Source organism: Cedecea sp. Ae19-4, from assembly GCF_059801165.1.
On sequence record NZ_JBCHWG010000001.1, the window covers coordinates 182,479 to 205,386 of the forward strand.

The 22,908-nt window shown below is 56.6% G+C and carries 20 protein-coding genes and 1 pseudogene; 11 read left to right on the plus strand and 10 right to left on the minus strand.

Annotated features, from left to right (window positions below; genetic code table 11):
• The first annotated feature begins 3 nt into the window (after positions 1-3).
• Positions 4-1,623, plus strand: a complete 1,620-nt coding sequence (locus AAIE02_RS00810) for a cyclic peptide export ABC transporter (protein ID WP_498531814.1) — start codon at positions 4-6, stop codon at positions 1,621-1,623.
• Positions 1,624-1,632: 9 nt separating this feature from the next.
• On the opposite strand, the gene AAIE02_RS00815 is transcribed toward AAIE02_RS00810, so the two are convergent.
• The 6 genes from AAIE02_RS00815 to AAIE02_RS00840 form a co-directional block, all read right to left on the minus strand.
• Positions 1,633-2,598: an ABC transporter ATP-binding protein gene (locus AAIE02_RS00815; protein WP_336708923.1), complete on the minus strand. Its 966-nt coding sequence runs from the start codon at positions 2,596-2,598 to the stop codon at positions 1,633-1,635.
• Positions 2,595-3,575, minus strand: a complete 981-nt coding sequence (locus AAIE02_RS00820; protein ID WP_336983021.1) for an ABC transporter ATP-binding protein — start codon at positions 3,573-3,575, stop codon at positions 2,595-2,597. The genes AAIE02_RS00815 and AAIE02_RS00820 overlap by 4 nt, the downstream gene beginning before the upstream one ends.
• Positions 3,572-4,519, minus strand: a complete 948-nt coding sequence (gene opp4C / locus AAIE02_RS00825) for an oligopeptide ABC transporter permease (RefSeq protein WP_498532640.1) — start codon at positions 4,517-4,519, stop codon at positions 3,572-3,574. Before opp4C ends, AAIE02_RS00820 begins: the two co-directional genes overlap by 4 nt.
• Complete coding sequence (locus AAIE02_RS00830; RefSeq protein ID WP_336708925.1) at positions 4,519-5,478, minus strand: ABC transporter permease; 960 nt, start codon at positions 5,476-5,478, stop codon at positions 4,519-4,521. Before AAIE02_RS00830 ends, opp4C begins: the two co-directional genes overlap by 1 nt.
• Before the next feature lie 53 nt (positions 5,479-5,531).
• Entirely contained in the window at positions 5,532-7,241 is a 1,710-nt protein-coding gene (locus AAIE02_RS00835; protein WP_498531815.1) for an ABC transporter substrate-binding protein, read from the minus strand.
• Between the two features lie 326 nt (positions 7,242-7,567).
• A complete protein-coding gene (locus AAIE02_RS00840) occupies positions 7,568-7,963 on the minus strand; it encodes a VOC family protein (RefSeq protein ID WP_008454438.1) in 396 nt (131 codons plus the stop codon).
• Between the two features lie 141 nt (positions 7,964-8,104).
• Between AAIE02_RS00840 and pheP the strand changes: the two genes are divergently transcribed.
• The 7 genes from pheP to AAIE02_RS00875 all read left to right on the plus strand — a co-directional run bounded on the left by pheP (position 8,105) and on the right by AAIE02_RS00875 (position 14,242).
• Complete coding sequence (gene pheP, locus AAIE02_RS00845) at positions 8,105-9,499, plus strand: phenylalanine transporter (RefSeq protein ID WP_166876228.1); 1,395 nt, start codon at positions 8,105-8,107, stop codon at positions 9,497-9,499.
• Positions 9,500-9,751: 252 nt separating this feature from the next.
• Positions 9,752-10,456 (plus strand): hypothetical protein, encoded by a 705-nt coding sequence (locus AAIE02_RS00850; RefSeq protein ID WP_008454442.1) that lies wholly within the window; start codon positions 9,752-9,754, stop codon positions 10,454-10,456.
• The gene (locus tag AAIE02_RS00855) at positions 10,449-10,871 is read left to right on the plus strand and encodes a hypothetical protein (protein ID WP_166994360.1); all 423 of its coding nucleotides are present in this window, start codon (positions 10,449-10,451) and stop codon (positions 10,869-10,871) included. Before AAIE02_RS00850 ends, AAIE02_RS00855 begins: the two co-directional genes overlap by 8 nt.
• Before the next feature lie 176 nt (positions 10,872-11,047).
• Positions 11,048-11,473 (plus strand): hypothetical protein, encoded by a 426-nt coding sequence (locus AAIE02_RS00860; protein ID WP_498531816.1) that lies wholly within the window; start codon positions 11,048-11,050, stop codon positions 11,471-11,473.
• A gap of 173 nt (positions 11,474-11,646) precedes the next feature.
• The gene (locus AAIE02_RS00865; protein WP_498531817.1) at positions 11,647-12,072 is read left to right on the plus strand and encodes a hypothetical protein; all 426 of its coding nucleotides are present in this window, start codon (positions 11,647-11,649) and stop codon (positions 12,070-12,072) included.
• Positions 12,073-12,183: 111 nt separating this feature from the next.
• The gene (locus AAIE02_RS00870; RefSeq protein WP_166876213.1) at positions 12,184-13,086 is read left to right on the plus strand and encodes an EamA family transporter; all 903 of its coding nucleotides are present in this window, start codon (positions 12,184-12,186) and stop codon (positions 13,084-13,086) included.
• A 133-nt stretch (positions 13,087-13,219) separates the two neighbouring features.
• The gene (locus AAIE02_RS00875) at positions 13,220-14,242 is read left to right on the plus strand and encodes a sensor domain-containing diguanylate cyclase (protein ID WP_498532641.1); all 1,023 of its coding nucleotides are present in this window, start codon (positions 13,220-13,222) and stop codon (positions 14,240-14,242) included.
• A gap of 16 nt (positions 14,243-14,258) precedes the next feature.
• Here AAIE02_RS00875 and ampH read toward each other — a convergent pair whose 3' ends face one another.
• Positions 14,259-15,416, minus strand: a complete 1,158-nt coding sequence (gene ampH, locus AAIE02_RS00880) for a D-alanyl-D-alanine-carboxypeptidase/endopeptidase AmpH (protein WP_166994367.1) — start codon at positions 15,414-15,416, stop codon at positions 14,259-14,261.
• 412 nt (positions 15,417-15,828) lie between these two features.
• On the opposite strand from ampH, the gene lpxP reads away from it, so the two are divergent.
• Positions 15,829-16,755, plus strand: coding sequence for a kdo(2)-lipid IV(A) palmitoleoyltransferase (gene lpxP, locus AAIE02_RS00885; RefSeq protein ID WP_498531818.1), 927 nt, complete (start codon positions 15,829-15,831; stop codon positions 16,753-16,755).
• A 247-nt stretch (positions 16,756-17,002) separates the two neighbouring features.
• Positions 17,003-18,220 carry a peptide antibiotic transporter SbmA gene (sbmA, locus tag AAIE02_RS00890; protein ID WP_008454456.1) on the plus strand — a complete coding sequence of 406 codons (1,218 nt, stop codon included), beginning with the start codon at positions 17,003-17,005 and terminating at the stop codon, positions 18,218-18,220.
• Positions 18,221-18,439: 219 nt separating this feature from the next.
• Here the strand turns inward: sbmA and AAIE02_RS00895 are convergent.
• The 3 genes and pseudogenes from AAIE02_RS00895 to AAIE02_RS00905 all read right to left on the minus strand — a co-directional run bounded on the left by AAIE02_RS00895 (position 18,440) and on the right by AAIE02_RS00905 (position 21,644).
• Positions 18,440-19,974 (minus strand): annotated as a pseudogene (locus tag AAIE02_RS00895) (DHA2 family efflux MFS transporter permease subunit).
• 10 nt (positions 19,975-19,984) lie between these two features.
• On the minus strand, positions 19,985-21,163 hold the full coding sequence (locus tag AAIE02_RS00900; RefSeq protein WP_008454462.1) for an HlyD family secretion protein: 1,179 nt from the start codon (positions 21,161-21,163) through the stop codon (positions 19,985-19,987).
• 25 nt (positions 21,164-21,188) lie between these two features.
• Complete coding sequence (locus AAIE02_RS00905) at positions 21,189-21,644, minus strand: transcriptional regulator, SarA/Rot family (protein ID WP_008454465.1); 456 nt, start codon at positions 21,642-21,644, stop codon at positions 21,189-21,191.
• A gap of 136 nt (positions 21,645-21,780) precedes the next feature.
• On the opposite strand from AAIE02_RS00905, the gene AAIE02_RS00910 reads away from it, so the two are divergent.
• A complete protein-coding gene (locus AAIE02_RS00910) occupies positions 21,781-22,893 on the plus strand; it encodes a DUF1615 domain-containing protein (RefSeq protein ID WP_498531819.1) in 1,113 nt (370 codons plus the stop codon).
• Positions 22,894-22,908 lie beyond the last annotated feature (15 nt).

Genomic DNA, 22,908 nt, shown 5'->3' on the forward strand with positions numbered 1-22,908 from the left:
ACAATGTCTCTGTTAATGATGCTGTTCCGCCTGGTGGGCGGCTGGCTGGTGCTGGCGGCGTTTGCCAGCGTGGTCAGCGGGTTAAGCAACGCCTCGCTGCTGGCGGTGATCAACCATAGCCTGACGCTGCCGCCCGGCGGGCTGGCCGACGTGGCGCTGAAGTTTGTGTTGCTGGCCGCGTTAATGCTGGGCACCCGCGTGCTGGCTGAAACGCTGTTTATGTGGCTCGGGCAAAAAGTGAAGGCCACGCTGCGCAAAGACGTGGTGGATCACGTCAGCGAAACCGCCTGGGCGCAGCTGGAGAAAACCGGCATGGCAAAAGCGGTGTCCATTCTGACTCAGGATCTCGACACGCTGGTGGTCTTTTTCGTCAGCCTGCCGGGGCTGCTTATCTATGGGGCGGCGATTGTCGGCTGCCTGATTTACCTCGGCACGCTGTCGTGGCAGGTCCTGCTGCTGGCGCTGCTGGTGCTTGGCCTGGGGGCGATGGGCTACCGCGCCGCCCACGGTAAAGCGTTGGGGCTGTTGCGTAGCTCGCGGCAGCGGGAAGATACGCTGATTGCCCAGTGTAAAAAACTGTTCGATGGCGGGCGCGAGTTTCGCCTGAACCCGTCGCGCAGGCGACATTTTGTCGACGGACCACTGAGCGAGAATATCGAGGCGGTGCGCATCGAACGCACTCGTGGGTATGTGTTTTACGGCCTGGCGAAGAGCTGGGGTAGCGTGCTGTTCTTCGCGTTTATCGGCGTGGTGCTTTACTGGCTGCGGGAGTCGCTGGCGCTGAGTTCGGCGGTGATGACCGGCTACACGATGATTTTTCTGTACATGATTGTGCCGGTGGAAGGCGTTTTGTCGGCGCTGCCGACGGTGACCAGCGCCCGCATCGCGCTCCAGCGAATCGCCCAGCTTAAAACCGATCTGCCGCAGGAAAAGCTGCTGCCGCTGAAAAGCCCGCCGCGTTTTGACGGCCTTGAGCTGGCCGATATTCGTTACGAATATCAGGGCGAAGAGGGGGAACGTTTTACTCTCGGGCCGCTTAATCTTCGTTTCACTCAGGGCGAGCTGGTCTTTCTGGTGGGCGGCAACGGCAGCGGGAAAACCACGCTGGCCAATCTGCTGGTGGGCCTTTACCCGCCGGACAGCGGCGACCTCCGACTAAACGGCAGGCTGATAACGCCCGAGCAGCGTGAGATCTACCGCCAGCATTTTGCCGTGGTATTCAATGATTTCTTCCTGTTCGATGACGTGGATAACGTCCACGAGCGCACGGCGGACCAGGTGAATAAGCTGCTGCACCTGCTGAAGCTCGACCACAAAGTGGCCTTCCGGGGCGGGCGTTTCTCGACCACCGCGCTTTCTCAGGGGCAGCGTAAACGTCTCGCGCTGCTGCAGGCATGGCTGGAGAACCGGCCTTTTTATCTGTTTGACGAATGGGCGGCAGATCAGGATCCCGGTTTTAAAGAGGTGTTCTACAAAGTGCTGCTGCCGATGCTGAAAGCGGAAGGCAAAACGGTGCTCGCCATTACCCACGACGACCGCTATTTCCCGCTGGCGGACAGGCTGATCAAGCTTGAGTCAGGGCAGGTGGTGGCAGACAGCGTACTCAGGCCGCTGTCTGCCTGAATCACAGAGTTACACCAAATGACACGCGACGCGATGAGCATCGCCCACTTCCCGCAGCGCCGGGACCTCCTGGCGGCAGCGGTCGGTGACCAGCGGGCAGCGCGAGGAGAAGCGGCAGCCGGAAGGCGGGCGAGAAGGATCGGGGATTTCGCCCTGAATGGCGGCCACCGGCTCGCTGTCCGGATCCAGCGTCGGAACCGCGGCTAACAGCGCCTGCGTATACGGGTGCAGTGGTCGGCTGAACAGCGTGTCGCGGCTGGCGGTTTCCACCAGTTGGCCGAGATACATCACCGCGACGTCGTCGCAGAGGTGCTCCACCACGCCGAGATCGTGCGAGATAAACAGAAACGTCACGCCGCGTTCGTCGCGCAGATCGGAAAACAGGTTGATGATCTGCGCCTGAATGGAGACGTCGAGCGCCGAGATCGGTTCGTCCGCAATAATAAAATCGGGGTTAAGGATCAGCGCGCGGGCAATACCGATGCGCTGGCGCTGGCCGCCGGAAAACTCATGCGGGAAACGGGTGTAATGCTGCGGTGCCAGCCCGCAAATCTTCATCACTTCCAGCACCTTGTCCCGCAGTTCGGCGCGGGTGCACAGCTTGTGCTCCAGCATCGCTTCCCCGATGGCATCGCCCACGCGGATGCGCGGGTTTAAAGAGCTGTAAGGATCCTGAAATACCAGCTGGATTTTGGGGCGCAGCGCCCGCGATTCTTTGGCGCTCAACTCACTCAATTCTTTGCCGCGATACTTCACGCTACCGGCGGTTTTGTCATACAGGCCAAGCAGGGTGCGGCCAACGGTGGTTTTTCCGCTGCCGGACTCGCCCACGAGGCCGAAAATCGTGCCCTGGCGAATGTTGAAGCTGACGCCGTCGACCGCGCGCAGCTCACCAGTTTGTTGGCCAAAAAGCCCGTCGCGCAGCGGGAAGTGTTTTTTGAGCCCTTCGACTTCAATCACGTACTGAGTGTTCACGATGCGGACTCCGCTAACTCACTGTAAAAACAGGCGGCCTGGCGCTGCTGGCCGAGCAGCGCCGGAATGCCCTGGCGGCAGCGATCGGTGGCGCGTTCACAGCGATCGGTAAAGGCGCAGTAGGGCGGCAGGGCGGCTAAATCGGGCACCTGGCCGGGGATCGAATAGAGCCTGCGGCGGCGTTCGCCGGGAACAGGCCGGGAAGAAATCAGCCCTTTGGTATAAGGGTGCAGCGGATTGCGGAGCACCTCCGCCGTTGGCCCCTGCTCAACGATGCGCCCGGCATACATCACCACGACGTGTTCGGCCATCTGGGCGATAACGCCGAGATCGTGGGTGATCAGCATCAGCGCCATACGGTGCTGGCGAGCCTGATCCCGCAATAGACGTAGGATCTGCGCCTGAACGGTGACGTCCAGCGCCGTCGTTGGCTCATCGGCGATCAGCAGCTTTGGCCGACAGCTCAGTGCCATGGCGATCATCACGCGCTGTAACATCCCGCCGGAAAGCTGGTGCGGGTAGCTGGCCATCAGGCTTTCCGCTCGCGCCAGCCCGACGTCGGTCAGCATTTGTGTCGCCAGCTGCCAGGCGGCCTTGGGCGTTTCGCCCCGGTGGCGGATCAGCGGCTCGCAAAGCTGGTCGCCGATAGTCAGCACTGGGTTCAGGGCGGTCATCGGCTCCTGGAAAATCATCGCCAGTTCGTTGCCGCGCAAATCTGCCATCTGCGCGGGCTTCAGGCCCAGCAGATTTTTCCCCTGAAACAGGATTTCGCCGCCGTCGATACGTGCCGCCTGCGGAGGCAGCAGCCCCATCAGCGACATGGCGGTCACGCTTTTGCCGCAGCCTGACTCGCCGACGACGCCGACGGTTTGCCCGGCGCGAACGGTAAACGATACGTCCTGCACGGCACGCACGCGCCCATGCTCTCCGGCGAAGGAGAGGGAAAGGTTATTGAACTCAATCAGCGCTTCGTTCATTTCGCGCCTCGCTTCATTTTCGGATCCAGCGCATCGCGCAGGCCGTCGCCCAGCACGTTAATGGCGATCACGGTGATAAAAATGGCGATACCCGGCGGCATCCACAGCCACGGGCGGCGCTGGAAGTCGATCAGGCTGTTGGCGCTGTCCATCATGTTGCCCCACGAAGGCGTGGGCGGCACGACGCCGAGGCCGAGGTAGCTCAGCGCGGACTCCATCAGAATGGCGTTGGCCACCGCCATCGTCGCCATCACCACCAGAATTGGAATGGTGTTCGGCAGCAAGTGCCCGAACAGGCGGCGGCGGGCGGAAAGGCCTAATACGCGGGCCGCCAGCATAAAGTCGCGCTCACGCAGGGAGAGAATTTGCCCGCGCACCAGGCGCGCCAGCTTCGGCCACTCCAGCAGGCTCAGCATGATAACCACCATGTAAATGCGCGAGTCCGGCGAGAAGTCGAGCTCCGACAGCATCGCGCCCGCGACGATCAGCAGCGGCAGGCTGGGAATGGTCATCACAAGGTCTGCCAGGCGCATAATCAGTTTGTCGGTCCAGCCGCCGAGATAGCCGGAAACCGCGCCGAGCAGGTAGCCGAGGGTAACCGAGAGCAGCATGGTCAGCAGGCCGATAATTAATGAGATGCGCCCGGCCAGCAGCAGGCGGGTGTAGACATCGCGCCCGAGGAAGTCGGTGCCCAGCCAGTGGATTTCGCCCGGCGGCTTGTTGATCATCAGGGCGTCGGTGGCGTCGTCCTTCCACGGCGACCAGAGCGGCCCCAGGGCGCACCAGATTGCCATCACTATCAGCAGAATCAGGCAGAACATCGCCAGGTGGTTGCGCCTCAGCGCCTGCCAGGCCTGATGCCACGGGGAAGGCGTCACCTGTGCCAGCGCCGGAATTTCGGCTTTGCGCAGGCGGCGATTGGTAGAAAACAGAGAGCTGAGCATCACGACCTCACCCGAATGCGCGGGTCGGCCCACGCGTAAAGCACGTCGGCAATCAGGTTGCCGAGGATGGTAAGTACCGCCAGAAACAGCGTGAAGCCCATCAGAACCGGGTAGTCACGGGCGGCGAGGGAATCAATATGAATGTGGCCGGCGCCCGGCCAGTTAAAGACCTTTTCGGTAATGATTGCCCCGGAGAACAGCCCCGGCAGCTCAAAGCCCAGCAGGGTGATGATCGGCAGCAGCGCATTGCGCAGGGCGTGTTTAAGAATAACGGTACGCTCGCGCAGCCCCTTGGCGCGGGCGGTGCGGATAAAGTCCATTTTCACCACGTCGAGCATACTGGCGCGGAAGTAGCGCGTCAGGCTGCCCGCCTGCAGCATCACCAGCGCGAGTACGGGCAGCACAAGGTGGGCGGCAACCTGCACGACGTAGGCCCAGCCGGTGGCGTCGCTGCCGGTGTTGGTCATGCCGCCGACGGGCAGCCAGTGCAGGTCTACCGCGAACCACTTGATCAGCAGCAGGCAGAGGAAAAAGGTCGGGAAAGACATGGCGGCGAACACCAGCACGCTGACCAGATGATCAAACAGCGAATTGGGTCTCATGGCCGAAACAATCCCCACCGCCAGACCAATCCCCCAGTAAAACACCAGCGCAATGGCGGCCAGCAGGAAAGAGTTCCAGATGTACTGGTTCAGCAATTGGCTAACGGGGATTTGATATTGCAGAGAGAAGCCCAGGTCTCCCGTCAGCAGTTGCCCAAGCCAGTGAAGGTAGCGGGTGAACAGCGGCTGGTCGAGGCCGTAAATTGCTTTGAGCTCGGCAGCGCGGGCGGCGGTCAGCGTAATATTGCCGTCGATAAAATCCCCGGGCGTTTTTGCAAACAGCATAAAGATAATAAACGAGGCGAGCAGCAGCATCGGCAGGGTTTGCAGCAGGCGGCGCAGAATAAAATTTTTCATCACGTTCTCACTGCCGCCGCCCCGGTGAAAGGGTGGCGGCAAGGGTTACTGCGTTACTTAACGATTTTCACATCCGGCAGGCTGCCGGTCAGGCCGTTGTAGATGTCTGGCTTAAAGCCGGTGACGCGGGCGCTGCTGGCGGACAGGATTTTGCGGTTGCCGAGCAGAATCGCCGGGGGATCTGCCGCCAGTACTTTATACAGCTCGTGGTAGATTGCCTTGCGCTTTTCTTCGTCGAGGGTGGCGTTGCCTTCGTTAATCAGCTTGTCCACCTGCGGATTGTTATAGCCGGATTCTTTGGCTTCGGTGCTGTAGTAATCCCACACGCCGTCGTGCGGATCGTTCAGCGTGCTGGTGCTAAAGGAGGCCAGATCGTAGTTGCCCGCTTTACGCTGCGCCATCAGGGCATTGAAGTCGACAACCTGCGGCTTCAGCAGCACGCCGATCTGCTGCCAGTTCTCTTTGGCGATAGGGATCAGCGCGTCGTTCAGCACTTTTTTGCTGACCAGCAGCGTCAGCTCCAGGCGCTTGCCGTCCTTCACGCGGATGCCGTCCGGGCCAGGCTTCCAGCCTGCTTCATCCAGTAGTTTTTTCGCCTGCGCCTGATCGAATTTATACGGGTTCACGCCCTCCGGGTTATAAGCCCAGGAGATCGGCGAGATCGGCTCGTTGGCGACCGTGCCGTAGCCCTGGTAGACCACGTCGATCAGTTTTTGGCGATCCAGACCGTAGATCAGCGCCTGGCGAACTTTTACGTCCTGCAGCGCCGGGCGGCGAACGTTGAATTCGACCTTGCTGTAGTCGCTGGAGCCGTAAAGGTTGATATTGGCGAAGCCCAGTAGTTTTAGCTGCTCAATATCATCCGGGCGGGAAGTAAAGGCGTCGTAATCCGTCTCGCCGGTCTGGAACAGCTGGAAGTTGGTGGACGGGTTAGTCACGCGGTAAATAAAGCGCGGCGTTGGCGGGGTGCCGCGATAGAAATAGGTGTTGGCGTGGAAGCGAATTTCCTGCCCTGGGATGTATTTCTCATACACATACGGGCCGTTGCCCAGCGGTTTGCCGTGCAGGGTACGCAGGTAATCCAGGTTGCCGCGCTGGTAGCCTTTGCCGTAGTACGCCTTCGATAGCACGGGGCCGCCGATTTTGCCTGGCGTGGTCGCACCCGGCTGGGTGGTGGTGACCTGCAGCGTGAGCGGGTCAATCACCTTCAGGCCGCTGACGCTGTCGGCTTTCCCGGCTTTGTATTCGGCACCGCCCGCGATGTTGGCGAGCGTGATGTCGGTATCGCCATCATATTTCGGGTCATACAGCACGGTGAGCGTGAACGCGACGTCTTCGGCGGTCAGCGGGGAACCGTCGCTAAAGGTCAGGCCAGGGCGCAGTTTGATGGTATAGACTTTGCCATCCGGGCTGACCGTCCAGCTTTCGGCGAGGCCAGGGACCAGATTGCCATGGCTGTCCCAGTCGATCAGGCGTGAGAAAATGACGTTGGTGACGTTTTCATCCCAGCCGTTAACGAAGAAGTAAGGGTTGAAGATCCCCTGAGGTTCGGAAATCCCGGCGACCACGGTGTCTTTGCGCAGCTTGGCCGTGGCCGGGATTTGACTGGCGTCGGTGGCGGGCGTGATGCCCTCTTTTAAGAGGTCATCGGCCGCCGCCGCGCCGGAGAAAGCCACCACGCTGCTAATCAGGGCTGCCTGTAAGGCCAGGCGAAAGCGCGTGGGTTTTGTTTGTAATGCATCAAGTAACCTGGCCAATAGCATTCCCTCAAGATTTTTTGCTGTAAAATTTACAAATCATGACGAAAGATAAAAGCCCAGATCTTGCCTGTCTAATAACGAAACGCTATGCCTTATACTCGTCATTCTTCAAGCTATACCTGCGTTGACCGCACCTGTTATTCGGCTTATCCATGAGCCTCACCCTAAAGGGCCGCTGCGAGCAGCGTTCAAATCCGTTCCCGACGGATTTGTCACCCCAGTCACATAGTTTAGCTATGCTCCTGGCGATGACTGGCCTTGCCGCCTTGTTGTAGCTTGAATTATTTAGAGTATTTAACTTTTTACTTCCGTAGCCCGTACAAAGCGTATTAGTTGTGCTGGAGCAAGTCCCAGCGGTTGCCGTAGAGATCTTCAAAGACGGCAACCGTGCCGTATTCTTCCTCTCGTGGAACTTCGCAGAAATGCACGCCGTTGGCCGTCATCATGGCGTGATCGCGCCAAAAATCATCGGTGTGAAGGAAAAGGAAAACCCTGCCGCCGCACTGATCGCCAATAGAAGCCTGCTGGCGTTCGTTGGTGGCTTTGGCTAACAGCAGGTGGCAATCACTTTCCGGGTTTGGCGTGACCACGACCCAGCGTTTTCCCTCTTGAGGCGTGTCCTCCACGAGCGTGAAGCCCAGTTTTTGGGTGTAGTATTCAATCGCCTTGTCGTAATCATCCACGACGATAGCCACGCAGCCCAGCGCCCGTTTTTGCGTTTTCAATGCCTGCTCCTTTCCTCCGGTGATAAACGGGCGTGAGCATAACATTCACCAAGGATTATTTCCGAAGTGTAACCATTCCTTGCCACTCTTAGCTTCAGGTGTTAAAAGGTGCCCCTTTGACAAATCACAAAGGAGCAGGGCGTGAAAAACACGTCAGTCGCCTCTGAGCCACAGGGCCAGGGTGCGGGGCCGGAGGATGGCCATCAATTACAGCGCGGCTTGCAGAATCGCCATATTCAGCTGATTGCGCTGGGCGGCGCGATCGGTACCGGACTCTTTCTCGGCATTGGCCCGGCGATCCAAATGGCGGGGCCTGCGGTCCTGCTGGGCTACGGCGTGGCGGGGATCATTGCATTTCTGATCATGCGCCAGCTCGGTGAGATGGTGGTTGAAGAGCCGGTTTCTGGTTCATTTTCGCATTTTGCCTATAAATATTGGGGGCCGTTTGCTGGCTTCCTGTCCGGCTGGAACTACTGGGTGATGTTCGTGCTGGTCGGCATGGCAGAGCTGACCGCCGGCGGCATTTATATGCAGTACTGGTTCCCGGACGTGCCGACCTGGACCTGGGTGGCGCTGTTCTTCGTGGTGATTAACGCCGCGAACCTCGTGAACGTGCGCCTTTATGGCGAGATGGAGTTCTGGTTTGCGCTGATTAAGGTGCTGGCGATTGTCGGCATGATTGGCTTCGGCATCTGGCTGCTGGCTTCCGGCCACGGCGGCGAGCGCGCGGGCGTGAGCAACCTCTGGCAGCACGGCGGCTTCCTCGCCACGGGCTGGCACGGGCTGATTTTGTCCCTCGCGGTGATTATGTTCTCGTTCGGCGGGCTGGAGCTTATCGGTATTACGGCGGCCGAGGCGCGTTCGCCACAAACCACCATCCCGAAAGCGGTGAACCAGGTGGTGTATCGCATTCTGCTGTTTTATATCGGCTCGCTGGTGGTGCTGCTTTCGCTCTACCCGTGGCTGGAGATCAAGTCCAACAGCAGCCCGTTTGTGATGATTTTCCACGAGCTGAACAGCAATGTGGTCGCCTCGGCGCTCAACTTCGTGATTCTGGTGGCTTCGCTGTCGGTTTATAACAGCGGCGTGTATTCCAACAGCCGCATGCTGTTCGGCCTCTCCGTGCAGCGCAATGCGCCAAAATTCCTGGCGAAAGTCAGCCGCGGTGGCGTGCCGGTGAATTCACTGCTGCTGTCTGGCGCGATCACTTCGCTGGTTGTCGTCCTCAACTATGTGCTGCCGCATGACGCCTTTGGCCTGCTGATGGCGCTGGTGGTGGCAACGCTGCTGCTGAACTGGATCATGATTTCGCTGGCGCACATCAAGTTCCGCCGCGCGATGCGCCGTCAGGGGCATGAAACCCGCTTCAAGGCGCTGCTTTACCCGTTCGGTAACTACCTGTGCATCGCCTTTATGATGATGGTGCTGGGGCTGATGTGTACCATTGACGGGATGCGCGTGTCTGCCATGCTGCTGCCGGCCTGGATAGTGTTCCTCTTTATTGCCTTTAAGCTGCTGCGCCGTAAAACCCACTAAAGTCCCCCCCAATAACGCCAGCTGCTTTTAATCGGGTTGGCGTTATTTATAATTAAATATTAATTAAGTTTTTATTTTATATTCTCCAGTGGCAATTTATCCCCTGGTTTGAGAGATTATATATAATCGAGAGGGGTTTGTTTTATGAGTTATTGTATTTAATGATGTGATGTCTGGGTAATATAATTATGATGAATGAAACAGGTGACTGCATAAATTAAATCTCATCTATTGAACAAGGAGTGTAAAGCGATGAGCAAGCGGAGTGATATAATTGGTGGAGAGGTTGCTGTTGATATCTCCCATGGTCTTATTTATACAGAAGTACTGGGATGGGTCGATTTGGGCCACGCTCAGGGGACCGATATACGAAATTTGTTGCGGGACATTGACTCGGGGGAAAGGCAGGAAAAGGAGTATTACGATGTAGCTTATTCACAGGCTATGACCAGCCCGGGCCGACTGATTAAAATGGGTAAATTTATTAAATGGCGGATTAAACGTGGCCGCACCCCACTTGAGCGCAGAAGTATTGCGCTGGCAATGATGATGTCGTTGGCGCGCAAGTTCGAAGGGCTGCAGGCGTCATTCCCCGTTAGCCTGGTGACGGACAGCGGATTCAGCGGCGAGGATCTGGTGTCAAATTTGCTGGGGTTCTATCGGGTTGTTTCTATCCCAAAGCCATTTGGCATGTTACGTGTAGTCAGCCGAGAAAAAGCGCTTAAACGCTGGGATCATTACGGCAAAATTGGCGGCTGGAAAAACGAATCGTTCCGGCCTCTGTTGTTTCCCGACCCCGATATCTTCCCCAACGCCAGACCTTACAAGGGCAACTTGCCTAACTTTATGCAAACCGTCAGGCCGTGGAGCGACTTCCGCTCAGGTATTGTCAGGGTCGTCAGCGCCGATGGCTCATATATCGATAATGGAAGAAACGGGGTACTACCTTATGCGTAACTCTTTAAAAATTTTTACCGCGGTCGTTGTGGTGATTGCCGCCGGGCTGGTGTGGGCGTGGCCTTATATAACAATGGAGTTCGCGGGTAGCGCCCATTACACCGAGCAGGACAAACGGGAATATAAATTTTATACCCCCGATATTCTGCGAGAAATGCCGCGGATTTCCCCCCGGTACGACTTTGACTATGTGAACGTTACCGGGCCTGGGGCATTTATTCATGCGATCCGATTCTATGATGTTGCTGACTCCAGCAGAATAGATACCTATCTGGATGTAAAAGGGTATGTAAAACAAAATGATTGCTTTATAGAAGCTGCTTGCTGGCAGGGGAGCGATCCCGAGGAGACGATCACAGTAAGCCATTTGGCAGAAAAAAATATTATCCAGATCGCCGTCATTTATGACTACTGATTGCCGCTACTTTTGCTGTACCGGAAGTTGCCGATAGCAACGTTCGTCTCCTTCCCGGATTTAGGATAACTTTATGCAAACCGTCAGGCCGTGGAGCGATTTCCGCTCAGGTATTGTCAGGATTGCCAGCGCCGATGGCTCATATATCGATAAAGCAAAGGGAGGGACGTTGCCTTATGCGTAACTCTTTAAAAATTTTTACCGCGGTCGTTGTGGTTACTGCCGCCGGGCTGGTGTGGGCGTGGCCTTATATAACAATGGAGTTCGCGGGTAGCGCCCATTACACCGAGCAGGACAAGCGGGAATATAAATTTTATACCCCCGATATCCTGCGAGAAATGCCGCGTATTTCCCCCCGGTACGACTTTGACTATGCGAATATTACTGGTCCTGCTGCACTTATTCATGCGATCCGATTCTATGATGTTGCTGACTCCAGCAGAATTGATACCTATCTGAATGCGAAAGGGTATATAAAACAAAATGATTGTTTTTTCGAAGCTGTTTGCTGGCAGGGGAACGACCCAGAGGAGACGATCACAGTAAGCCATTTGGCAGAAAAAAACATTATTCAGGTCACCGTTATTTATAATCTACGATAGCCGCTGATTATGCTGTGCCGGACGTTGCCGGTAGCAACGTTCGGCTCCTTTCGGTATTTAGGATAACTTTATGCAAACCGTCAGGCCGTGGAGCGATTTCCGCTCAGGCATTGTCAGGGTTGTCAGCGCCGAGGGCTCATATATCGATAATGGAAGAAACGGGGTACTACCTTATGCGTAACTCTTTAAAAATTTTTACCGCGGTCGTTGTGGTTATTGCCGCCGGGCTGGTGTGGGCGTGGCCTTATATAACAATGGAGTTCGCGGGTAGCGCCCATTACACCGAGCAGGACAAGCGGGAATATAAATTTTATACCCCCGATATCCTGCGAGAAATGCCGCGTATTTCCCCCCGCTACGACTTTAATTATGTGAATATTACCGGACCTGCCGCATTTATCCATGCAGTCAGCTTTTATGATATTGATGACTCCAGCAAAGTTGATCTTTATCTGGAGGAAAAAGGATATACAAAACAGGATGATTGTTTTATCGATGGAACGTGCTGGAAAGGAAGCGATCCCGAGGAGACGATTACGGTTGCACACCACGAGAAAAAAAAATTCATTCAGGTAAGTGTCATTTACAATCTACGATAGCCGCTGATTATGCCAGGCCGGAGGTGGACAACAGCAACGTTCGGCAACTAATCCTCCCTGATTTACGCTATCATGCTGCGCTAAAGAAACGGGTGTTAAAAGGGCAGGGGAATGAGCGTTAGTCGGAAAGGGATGCTGTATGTGTTGTTTGCGGCGGTGCTGTGGGGAAGCTCCGGGGTTTGTGCGCAGTACATCATGGAGCAAAGCCATATTTCCTCGGCGTCACTGACCATGCTCCGACTGCTGTTCTCCGGCCTGATTCTGCTGATGCTGTCGTTTATGCACGGGGACAAAATCTTCGCCGTGTTTAAGCAACGAAACGACCTGATTTCCCTGCTGATTTTTACCCTCTGCGGCGCGTTGACGGTGCAGCTGACCTTCCTTTTGACCATCGAACAGTCAAACGCCGCGACAGCGACGGTGCTGCAATTCCTTTCGCCGACCATTATCGTGGCCTGGTTTGCCTTTGTGCGGAAAAAGCGTTCCGGCAAACTGGTTTATGCCGCGATTGGCACCTCGTTAATCGGGACGTTTGTGCTGGTGACTCATGGCAACCCAGCGTCGATTACCATTTCCGGCAGCGCGTTGTTCTGGGGTATCGCCTCCGCGTTTGCCGCAGCGTTTTACACGACCTATCCCTCGAAGCTGATTGCTCGCTACGGCACACTGCCCGTTGTGGGCTGGAGTATGCTGCTGGGCGGCGCGGCGCTGCTGCCGTTTTACGCCAGCCAGATCGGCAGTTTCACCGCCACCGGCGGCACGCTGCTGGCCTTCTTCTACCTGGTGATAGTCGGCACGGCGATCACTTTCAGCCTCTACCTGACAGGGGCGCAAATGATTGGCGGGCCAAAGGCCAGCATTCTTAGCTGCGCGGAGCCGCTGAGCAGCGCATTGCTCTCGGTGCTGCTGCTGGGCATTAGCTTTACGCTGCCGGACTGGCTGGGGTCGCTGCTGATTATCTCTTCGGTGGTGCTTATCTCTCTGGATTCCCGGGGCAAGCTGCATTCACACTAAGTCGCTACATTTTGCAAGGTTTAATTACCGGCAGAAATATCATATTTTGAGGGGTAGAAGTTGCCGTTGTGATACGGTAAAAAGTGCGCTTCCCGGCGCAAGTCTGCACCTCCGATAAAGGTATTTCAGTGTGATGATTGATAATCTGATTGAGCGAATCTCTTCCGCTTTAGACGCCGAATACACCCTGGAAGGTTTGGTCAGACAGCTGCTGGAAATGCTGGAGCTGGTGACTAACATGGAATCCACCTACCTGACCCGCATTGATGCGGAGGGTAGCCAGCAGCAAATTGTTTTCTCCCGCAATACCAAGGCGATGAACATTCCCGAAGGGCTTTCCGTGCCCTGGGAAGACACGCTATGTAAACGCGCTTTAGACGAAGGCCGCCGCTATACCTGCGATGTCGCAAGCATATGGGGTGACTCTGAAGCGGCAAAGGCGCTGGGGATTGTGACCTACGTCAGCACGCCCGTGACCCTTGCCGATGGTTCGCTCTACGGCACGCTCTGCGCCGCCAGTTCTGAACAGCGCGAGCTGACCGATCATAGCGAACAGGTCTTGCAGCTGTTTTCTCAGCTGATTGCACAGCAGATTCAGAATGAGCAGCTATTGAAAAAGCTTCAGCAGGCCAACGTCGCGCTGACGACCGCCAGCTACACCGATGAATTAACCGGGTTGCCTAACCGCCGCGCGGTCTTCGATCAGCTGCCTCGTTTGTTCTCGCGCGCCAAAGATGACGCCCGCTACGTGCTGGTGGCCTTTGCCGATCTGGATGGATTTAAACAGATAAACGATTTGCACGGGCATGAAACCGGGGACGATTTCCTTTGCGCCATCGGCCAGCGGCTGAAAGAGGGCGTGAGGGGGGACGAAATATTAGGTCGCCTGGGCGGCGATGAGTTTATCGTTGCCGGTGCGGGGCCTACGGAATACAGCGAAGCTCTGCGAGCGACCATGGCTTTTCGTGCCAGACTGGCAGAGCTGCTGAGCGGCGAGTACCAGCTAAAATCCTGCGTGATTGATTATGCGGGGCCCAGCATCGGGGCTATCGCCGTGAATCCGGCTACTATCACGCCGGACGATGCGATACGCGAGGCGGACACGCTTATGTATGTGGATAAGAAGCGCCGTAAAAATGGCGCGGCGGTAAGCTAAACGCCGCGCGCAATCCTCAGGATGCCGGTGTTACTACAGCCTTATTACCGCTAAGTTCAGTCACCAGATCGTTCACGCCGTCGCTCATGTTAACGAAGCGAGTCAGCGGCGAGCGCGTGACCACCACAAATACGCCCACGTTATTCTGCGGCACCATCGCCATATAGGTAATGAAGCCGCCGCCGCCGCCGGTTTTCTGAATAATGCCCGGGCGGCCCTCTTTCGGTGACATCCAGACCCAGCCCATGCCCAGCGCGTCAGCTTTCCCCGGCACATCCATGCCAATGACCTTATGCAATTGGCTGCGCTGATAAATCAGGGTTTGCATTCTGTCTGCCTGGCTGCCGCGATGATGGAAGTCGGAAGAGAGGAATTGCTGCATCCAGCGCATCATATCGCCGGGGGTTGAATAGACGCCGCCGCTGCCCACCGCCGCCAGCGTGTTATCGCAAGGGCTGGCGCCTTTCTCGGCAATCATCAGGCGCTTGCACTGGTCTGGTGACGGGGTAAAGGTGGTGTCTTTCATCCCCAGTGGGCGAGCGATTTGCTCATCGAACAGGTCGGCATATGGCCTGCCGGTTGCGCGGGACAGGGCATCAGCCAGCAGGTCAAACGCCAGGTTTGAATAGGCGGCCACGGTACCCGGGGCGGCTTTCAGCGTGGCCTGCGAGAGCCAGTTCCAGCGCTGATCCCGCGTCGGCCAGGTGAACACCGTGCGGTGCGCTGCGCCGCCGGGCTGTTCGCGCGGCAGGGAACTGGTATGCGTGGCCAGGTTAATCAGCGTAATCGGCTGGCCGTTAAAGGTCGGTACCCTGGCGCCGGGAGGCGCATATTTGCTGAGCGGATCGTTGAGCTGAACCTTCCCCTGATCGAGCATTTTTACCAGCATTTCGCTGGTCATCAGCTTTGTCAGTGAGGCGATGCGGATCACCGAATCCAGCTGCGGGCGAACGTTATTGCCTGGCCGGGTATCGCCGAAGCTGCGAAACACCCGCTGGTTACCGTCAATCACCACGATAGCCATGCCGGTGGCTCCGCTGCCGTAATAAATATGGTTGGCATAGCGATCCACAACGTCGGCGGCAAATTCAGGTGCCGGAGACGGTTGCGCAAAACTGAGCGCTGGCAGCAGCGCAGCGGCCAGCAAAAGAAGACGAGGAAGACGAGTTTTCAACGCAAAAATCCAGTTTAAAAAATAAGGCGGTATAGCAGGTATTTATACTACTCCGCGCCCTTATGCAAAGCGTCAATTCAGCCTTTACGGCCTGCAAAGCGTAACCGTGCGTTACATCACCAGATGACGCACAAAAGTTTGTCAGTTACGGTTTAATAAAGCATTTTTTGCCTGTTTTTACACTCAGGCTGGCGCTGTTGCCCGGCGACCATAAAGAAAGATCTTAAATAAGATTAAAGACCGATGATTTCGCTACGCTGCTTTAGCAAAAAGTGCGTATTATCCTGCTCGTTATTAACGGTCTGAGTGCAACTATTTCTGAACCCCGGAATCTTAGTAACGGCTTAAGGCGTACCGCGATTGATTCAATTCTTTATGCGATACATTATCCCCTCGCATTAAAGAAGTGAATATGTCTACTAAACCGCTGTTTTATAAGTGCCTCCTGCATCCTCGCTATTGGCTGACCTGGTTTGGGCTGGGTGTGCTTTGGCTGTGGGTTCAGCTTCCGTACCCGGCATTGATGAAAATGGGCGACCTGATTGGCCGTTTCTCGATGCATTTTCTCAAGCGCCGGGTCACCATTGCCCGCCAGAATCTTCACCTTTGCTTCCCGCACTACAGCGAAGCGCAGGTTGAGGCCACCGTGCTGCAAAACTTTGCCTCCCTCGGCATGGGACTGATTGAAACCGGTATGGCCTGGTTCTGGCCGGATGAGAGAGTGCAAAAATGGTTTGATGTTCGTGGCCTGGAGCACATCAATGCCGCCTGCGACAAAGGCAAAGGCGTGATGGTGATCGGCGTGCATTTTATGTCGCTGGAACTGGGCGGGCGCGTCATGGGGTTGTGTCGCCCGATGATGGCGATGTACCGGCCGCACAACAACAAAGTCATGGAATATGTGCAAACCCGTGGGCGCTCGCGCTCCAACAAAGCGATGCTCGACAGGCGTAACCTGAAGGGAATGGTGAAAGCGCTGAAATCCGGCGAGGCGGTGTGGTTCGCCCCGGATCAGGACTATGGTCCGAAAGGCAGTTCTTTTGCGCCTTTCTTCGCGGTTCAACAGGCCGCGACAACCAACGGTACCTTTACTATTGCCCGTCTGGCAAAACCCGCCATTCTGACCACGGTTTTGATCCGCAAGCCCTGTGGGACGGGCTACCAGCTGGTCATCGAGCCGGAGTTCTGTGATTATCCCGGCGAAGATGAGCAGGCCGCCGCAGCCTATATGAACCGTAAAATTGAGCACGAAATTATGCGCGCGCCGGAGCAGTATCTGTGGCTGCACCGCCGTTTTAAAACCCGGCCTTTTGGCCACGCCAGGCTTTACACGATTTAATCTTCAGGCAGGCGTGCCACGTTTTTGAAGTGCGTTGGCAGGCCTGAACCCGGCCTTGTGGTGGCGGGGAAGGGGCACAACGGTCTCCTGGCCCCCGCATAAGAACGGCCGAGGCCATTCTCAAAGGCTGGCGCCAGCTTATGTAAGCCTCTCTCACTCCTTGATACAACATTCTGCAAGCATTATCGTAGAACGTTCGCTATAACCGGCAGATATAACAACAAAAAGTCGTCCCAGGAGTGTTGTCATGTTCAAATCTTTCTTCCCGTCGCCGAAGCTGTTTTTTCTTTCGGCGGCAATATGGGGACTACTCGCAGTCATATTTTGGCAGGCCGGCGGCGGCCTGTGGTTGGAAAACCTTGCGGGTGCCAGCCAGCAAATACCGATCAGTGCGGCACGTTTTTGGACGTTAAAAGCATTTGTTTTTTATGCTTTTTATGCTGTCAGTGTGGGCCTTTTTGCCGGTGTATGGGCACTGGTGAGTCCGCATCCGTGGCAGCGCTGGTCGATTCTCGGCTCTTCGCTTATCGTCTTTGTGACCTGGTTTATGGTCGAACTGGGCGTGGCGATCAACGCCTGGTATGCGCCGTTCTTTGACCTTATCCAAACCGCGTTAGCGTCCCCGAATAAAGTCCCGCTGCAGCGATTCTATAGCGAAACCGGCGTGTTTCTTGGTATCGCGCTGATTTATGTCACTGTCGGCGTGCTGAACAGCTTCTTTATCAGCCATTATGTGTTTCGCTGGCGCACGGCGATGAACGACTACTATATGGAGCACTGGCAGAAGCTGCGTCATATCGAAGGGGCTGCCCAGCGTGTGCAGGAAGACACCATGCGCTTTGCCTCAACGCTTGAGGATATGGGCGTGAGCCTGCTGCAGTCGGTGATGACGCTGATTGCTTTCCTGCCGATTCTTGTCGCGCTGTCTCCACACGTGAAAGAATTGCCGATTGTCGGGGCGGTGCCTTATGGCCTGGTGATTGCGGCGATTATCTGGTCGCTAATGGGAACCGGCCTGCTGGCCGCGGTCGGGATAAAGCTGCCGGGGCTGCAGTTTAATAACCAAAAAGTTGAGGCCGCCTACCGTAAAGAGCTGGTTTACGGGGAAGACGACGGCAGCCGTGCTACGCCGCCAACGGTTAAAGCGCTGTTTGGCGACGTGCGGCATAACTATTTCCGTCTCTACTTCCACTACACCTACTTTAATATTGTGCGGATTCTTTATCTGCAGATAGACAACGTGTTTGGTCTTTTCCTGCTGTTCCCTTCTATTGCCGCAGGCGCGATTACCCTGGGGCTGATGCAGCAGATCACCAACGCTTTTGGCCAGGTGCGCGGCTCGTTCCAGTACTTGATCAGTTCCTGGACCACGCTGGTTGAATTGATGTCTATCTACAAACGTCTGCGCAGCTTCGAGCGAACGCTGCAGGATGTGCCGGTGCCGGGCACCGAAGAAGCCGTCTGAGGAGAAAAGAAAAGGGATGGCGCAATGCCATCCCTTTCAGACTGGTGGTAAGCACTGTGGGCAGAAGAAATACCAGGCAGCTTTTTAAAAAATCAGGAAAATCAATTCATTGATTTTCGGCTGATAACCACGAAGAGGGAAAAACCACGCTTTTTCCCTCTTCGTCAGCAACCGTAAAGGGATGGCGTAATGCCATCCCTTTTTACTGGTTCTTTCTGATCAATGCCCTGCGGAAGGGGCACCCGGCGCTCCAGCCCGTATAAACGGCGGACGGGCAAACCAAATCACGACAATCAGCGCCATAAAGCCCCAGCCCAGCAGCCAGAAGTAGTCGATGGTCGACATCATATAGGCCTGCTGCTCAATGGTTTTATCCACCACGGCCAGGTGCTGCTGCGTGGCGCCGCCCATTTTGTGCAGGTAATCCACCGCCGACGGATTGTAGGCTGAGACGCTCTCCGTCAGGTTGGCATGATGATAAACCTCGCGGCGCGACCAAATCCAGGTGGTCAGGGACGAAGCAAACGACCCGCCAAGCACGCGGAAGAAGGTTGCCAGCCCGGAGCCTTCCGCGACCTCAACGCCGTGCAGGTTCGACAGCACAATGGTGGTGATCGGCATGAAGAAGAACGCCACGCCAATCCCCTAAACAGCTGCACTTCGGCGATGGTGCGGAAATCCACGTTGGTATTAAACTGCGCGCGCAGCAGGCACGAAGCGCCCATGGTCAGGAACGACAGCGTGGCCAGCAGGCGCATATCAACCTTATTGGCGTAGCGCCCGACAATCGGCGTCAGCAACAGCGGTAACACACCCATCGGCGCGGCGGCCAGCCCGGCCCAGATGGCGGTGTAGCCCATCTGGGTTTGCAGCCACTGCGGCAGAATAATGTTGATGGCGAAGAACGCGGCGTAGCCCAGCGTCAGCGACAGCGTGCCGATGGCGAAGTTGCGGTCGGCGAACAGCCGCAGGTTGACTATTGGGTGACGCTCGCCAAGCTCCCAAATGACAAACGACACCAGTGAAACCGCGGAGATAACCGACATGGTGATGATCTCCGGCGAGGCGAACCAGTCGAGATCGTTCCCCTTATCCAGCACCACCTGAAGCAGCCCCACGCCCAGCACCAGCAGCGCAATCCCGATGTAGTCGATAGGGGCGATGGTGGTCGTTTCTTCACGCTCGCGCAGCTGCGTCCAGACCACGATGGCGGCAAAGATCCCGATCGGCACGTTGATGTAGAAGATCCACGGCCAGGAATAGTTATCGGTGATCCAGCCGCCGGTGATCGGCCCGACAATCGGCGCGACAACCGTCACCATCGACAGCAGCGCCAGCGCCATACTCCGCTTGCTGGACGGGAAGATAATCAGCAACAGCGTCTGGCACATCGGGAACATCGGCCCGGCGAAAAAGCCCTGCAGCGCGCGGAAGATAATCAGCTCGGTCATGCTGTGGGCAAAGCCGCACAGGAACGAGGTGAGGGTGAACAGCGCCACAGAACCCACAAACAGCTTGAGCTGCCCGAACCGGCGGGTAAACCAGCCGGTCAGCGGCAGGGCAATGGCGTTACACACCGCGAACGAGGTGATAACCCAGGTACCCTGGTCGGCGCTGACGCCGAGGTTACCGGCGATCGTCGGCAGCGCCACGTTAGCGATGGTGGAGTCCAGCACCTGCATAAACGTCGCCAGCGACAGCGCGATCGTCGCCAGCAGCAGGCTGGGAGGCGTAAACGCCGCCTTATCTTGCATAACGTCTCTCTTAGCGGTTGGCTGACGCTACCGGCTGGCTGTTGTCATGAAGGATTTTGGTGACCAGTTGGTCAGCTTCGTCCAGCGCGTTCTGGTAAACGTCGGTGGTGAAGCGCGGCGCGGCGACGGTTTTTTGCGGCAGCAGGTGGCCGTCTGCATTGCGAATATCAACGCGAGCGAACATCGACAGGCCTACCCGCAGCGGGTGTTTCTGCATGTCGTGCGGATCAAGCGTGATGCGCACCGGCAGACGCTGAACGATTTTGATCCAGTTCCCGCTGGCGTTCTGGGCCGGTAGCAGCGAGAAGGCGCTGCCGGTGCCGATGCCGAGGCTTTCAATGGTACCGTGATACTCCACGTCGTCCCCATAGAGATCGGCGGTGAGCGTTACCTTCTGCCCCAGGCGCATGTCCTGCATCTGGCTCTCTTTGAAGTTGGCGTCAACCCAGACCTGGTCCAGCGGCACAATCGCCAGCAGGGTGGTGCCGGAATCAACGCGCATTCCCAGCTGAACGGCGCGTTTAGCGACAAAGCCGCTCACCGGCGCAACGATGGTGCTGCGGGCGTTATCGAGGAAGCGCTGGCGCAGCGTGGCTACGGCGCTTTTAATTTCCGGATGGCTGTCGATAACCGTGTCATCCACCATCGCTAAATTAGTACGCAATGCCTGCTGGGCGGCGGTGAGATCGCTTTGCGCGCTGGTCACGGCATCGCGGTAATGGGACAGGTCTTCAGCGGCGATAGCCCCGGTGGCAAAAATCTTCTGGCGGCGAGCGTAGTCGCTCTGTGCCGTTTGCAGTGCCACCTGCTTCGCGGCGACCTGAGCCCGGTAGTTATCCGCGGTGCTGTAAAGTCCACGTACCTGACGCACGGTATTCGCAAGGTTGGCTTCTGCCTGCTGGAGCGCGATTTCGGTGTCGCTTGGGTCGAGCTGTACCAGCGGCTGCCCTTTTTCGACGTAGTCTCCTTCATCGACGCTGACCTGCGTTACCGTGCCGCCGATTTGCGGCGTCAGCGTGACCTGGTTGCCGTTGACGTAGGCGTCGTCGGTGGTTTCGTAGTAGCGCGCGTAAAGCATGTACCACGCCACGCAGCCGGCGCCTATCAGCAGCAGGATAATGAGAAAAATGGCGAAGTTACGCTTGCGCTTGCTCGGCGCGCGTTCAACCTGCTCGGTAGAGGTTTGCATTTTTATGTGGCCTTAATCAGAAAGCTTAGAGGTGGCGCTCGGTGATCTCATCCGGCAGCATTTTGATCAGCAGTTCATTGAGCTGCTTTGCTTCTTCAGGCGTCAGGCGCTCGGTAAGGGTGCCGATGATCGACGCCAGCGCATCGTTCTGGAAAGCTTCGCACAGCTCTTGCCCTTTCTCAGTCAGCGCCAGAATGACCTGGCGTTTATCTTCGGGATTCACGTTTCGCACGATCAGATCTCGCTTCACCATTCGTTCAAGCATGCGGCTCATGGCGCCGGTATCCATCACCAGGTTTTTGCTGACTTCTACCGGGCTGTTAAAGCCCTTAAAGATGCTTATCAAGACTTTAAATTGCGCACCGGTGATGCCCATCGGCGAAAAGTACTGGGTGATGAGCTGGTCTTTGAACTGGTTCGACAGGTGAATCAGCAGGCCAAGGTGCAGTTTGGAATAGGGATTACCCGTAGTATTACTCATGGTATTTGCCTGGTCAGTAGTTGCAAATGAAATTACTGACCAGGCATCTAGTTGTCAATCGGTGATTTCCAGTAGCGCACAAACTGAAAAACAGGCAGGGTGGTGCGGTTGATGATGAAAGGGAAAGGATATTAACATGGTGGGTTCTCTCTCCCCGGCCCGGCGGCTTGCCGTGCCGGGGCTGCTGGCGCTGCTTGTGCTGGCCGGCTGTACAACTAAAACCACAACGCCGGGTACCACGACAACGGCGGCAAAACCGATAGATATCGAAACCCTGGCCCAGCGCAAAATCCCTGACGGGGTGAAGGACCGCGCGGGGCTGGCAAAAGATCTGCTGACGACCCTGAAAAGCCAGAACCTCGAGCAGAGCGAAGAGAATATCTGTTCGGTGCTGGCGGTGGCGCTGCAGGAGTCTAATTTGCAGGCCGATCCGGCGGTGCCGGGGTTGAATAAAATTGCCTGGAAAGAGATCGACCGCCGCGCGGAAAAAATGCACATCCCGCTGCTGCTGGTGCACACCGCGCTGCGCATTAACTCCCCCAACGGCAAAAGCTATAGCGAGCGGCTGGATAACGTCAAAACCGAAGGGCAGCTCAGCGCTATTTTCGATGATTTCCTGACGATGGTGCCGATGGGGCAAAAGCTGTTCGGCAGCTTTAACCCGGTACGCACCGGCGGCACGATGCAGGTCAGCGTGGCGTTTGCCGAGAAACATACCGATGGCTACCCGTGGAAAATAGAGGGGACGGTGAGGCAGGAAGTTTTCACCCGCCGCGGTGGGCTTTGGTTCGGGACTTACCACTTGCTGAATTACCCGGCTAACTATACGAAACCGCTTTATCGCTTCGCCGACTACAACGCGGGCTGGTACGCCAGCCGCAATGCGGCTTTCCAGAGCGCAGTGAGTAAGGCGACGGGCATGAAGCTGGCGCTGGACGGGGATCTGATTCTGTACACCAGCGATAAACCGAGCAGCACCGAAATGGCGGTACGTAAGCTGTCGAAACAGCTGGATATGAGCGACAGCGAAATCCGCCGGGCGCTACAAAAAGGCGACAGCATTGGGTTTGAAAAAACCAGTCTTTACAAGCAGGTCTTCGCGATAGCGGAGAAAAAAGCGGGGCAGCCGCTGGCCAGAGAAGTGCTGCCGGGGATCGTGCTTGAAAGCCCTAAAATCACCCGTAATTTGACCACGGCCTGGTTTGCAAAACGCGTGGACGACAGGCGGGCAAGCTGTATGCAGAGGTGACGATGGCGGGCGGAA

Bases quoted from the DNA above. Each gene is read 5' to 3' on its own strand.
- AAIE02_RS00870 (WP_166876213.1), top strand. From the start codon at position 12,184: ATGAGCGTTAGTCGGAAAGGGATGCTGTATGTGTTGTTTGCGGCGGTG.
- AAIE02_RS00855 (WP_166994360.1), top strand. From the start codon at position 10,449: ATGCGTAACTCTTTAAAAATTTTTACCGCGGTCGTTGTGGTGATTGCC.
- AAIE02_RS00820 (WP_336983021.1), bottom strand. From the start codon at position 3,575: ATGAACGAAGCGCTGATTGAGTTCAATAACCTTTCCCTCTCCTTCGCC.
- AAIE02_RS00835 (WP_498531815.1), bottom strand. From the start codon at position 7,241: ATGCTATTGGCCAGGTTACTTGATGCATTACAAACAAAACCCACGCGC.
- sbmA (WP_008454456.1), top strand. From the start codon at position 17,003: ATGTTCAAATCTTTCTTCCCGTCGCCGAAGCTGTTTTTTCTTTCGGCG.
- AAIE02_RS00905 (WP_008454465.1), bottom strand. From the start codon at position 21,644: ATGAGTAATACTACGGGTAATCCCTATTCCAAACTGCACCTTGGCCTG.
- AAIE02_RS00850 (WP_008454442.1), top strand. From the start codon at position 9,752: ATGAGCAAGCGGAGTGATATAATTGGTGGAGAGGTTGCTGTTGATATC.
- AAIE02_RS00860 (WP_498531816.1), top strand. From the start codon at position 11,048: ATGCGTAACTCTTTAAAAATTTTTACCGCGGTCGTTGTGGTTACTGCC.
- AAIE02_RS00830 (WP_336708925.1), bottom strand. From the start codon at position 5,478: ATGAAAAATTTTATTCTGCGCCGCCTGCTGCAAACCCTGCCGATGCTG.
- AAIE02_RS00910 (WP_498531819.1), top strand. From the start codon at position 21,781: ATGGTGGGTTCTCTCTCCCCGGCCCGGCGGCTTGCCGTGCCGGGGCTG.
- AAIE02_RS00810 (WP_498531814.1), top strand. From the start codon at position 4: ATGTCTCTGTTAATGATGCTGTTCCGCCTGGTGGGCGGCTGGCTGGTG.
- lpxP (WP_498531818.1), top strand. From the start codon at position 15,829: ATGTCTACTAAACCGCTGTTTTATAAGTGCCTCCTGCATCCTCGCTAT.
- AAIE02_RS00875 (WP_498532641.1), top strand. From the start codon at position 13,220: ATGATTGATAATCTGATTGAGCGAATCTCTTCCGCTTTAGACGCCGAA.
- AAIE02_RS00865 (WP_498531817.1), top strand. From the start codon at position 11,647: ATGCGTAACTCTTTAAAAATTTTTACCGCGGTCGTTGTGGTTATTGCC.
- opp4C (WP_498532640.1), bottom strand. From the start codon at position 4,519: ATGCTCAGCTCTCTGTTTTCTACCAATCGCCGCCTGCGCAAAGCCGAA.
- AAIE02_RS00900 (WP_008454462.1), bottom strand. From the start codon at position 21,163: ATGCAAACCTCTACCGAGCAGGTTGAACGCGCGCCGAGCAAGCGCAAG.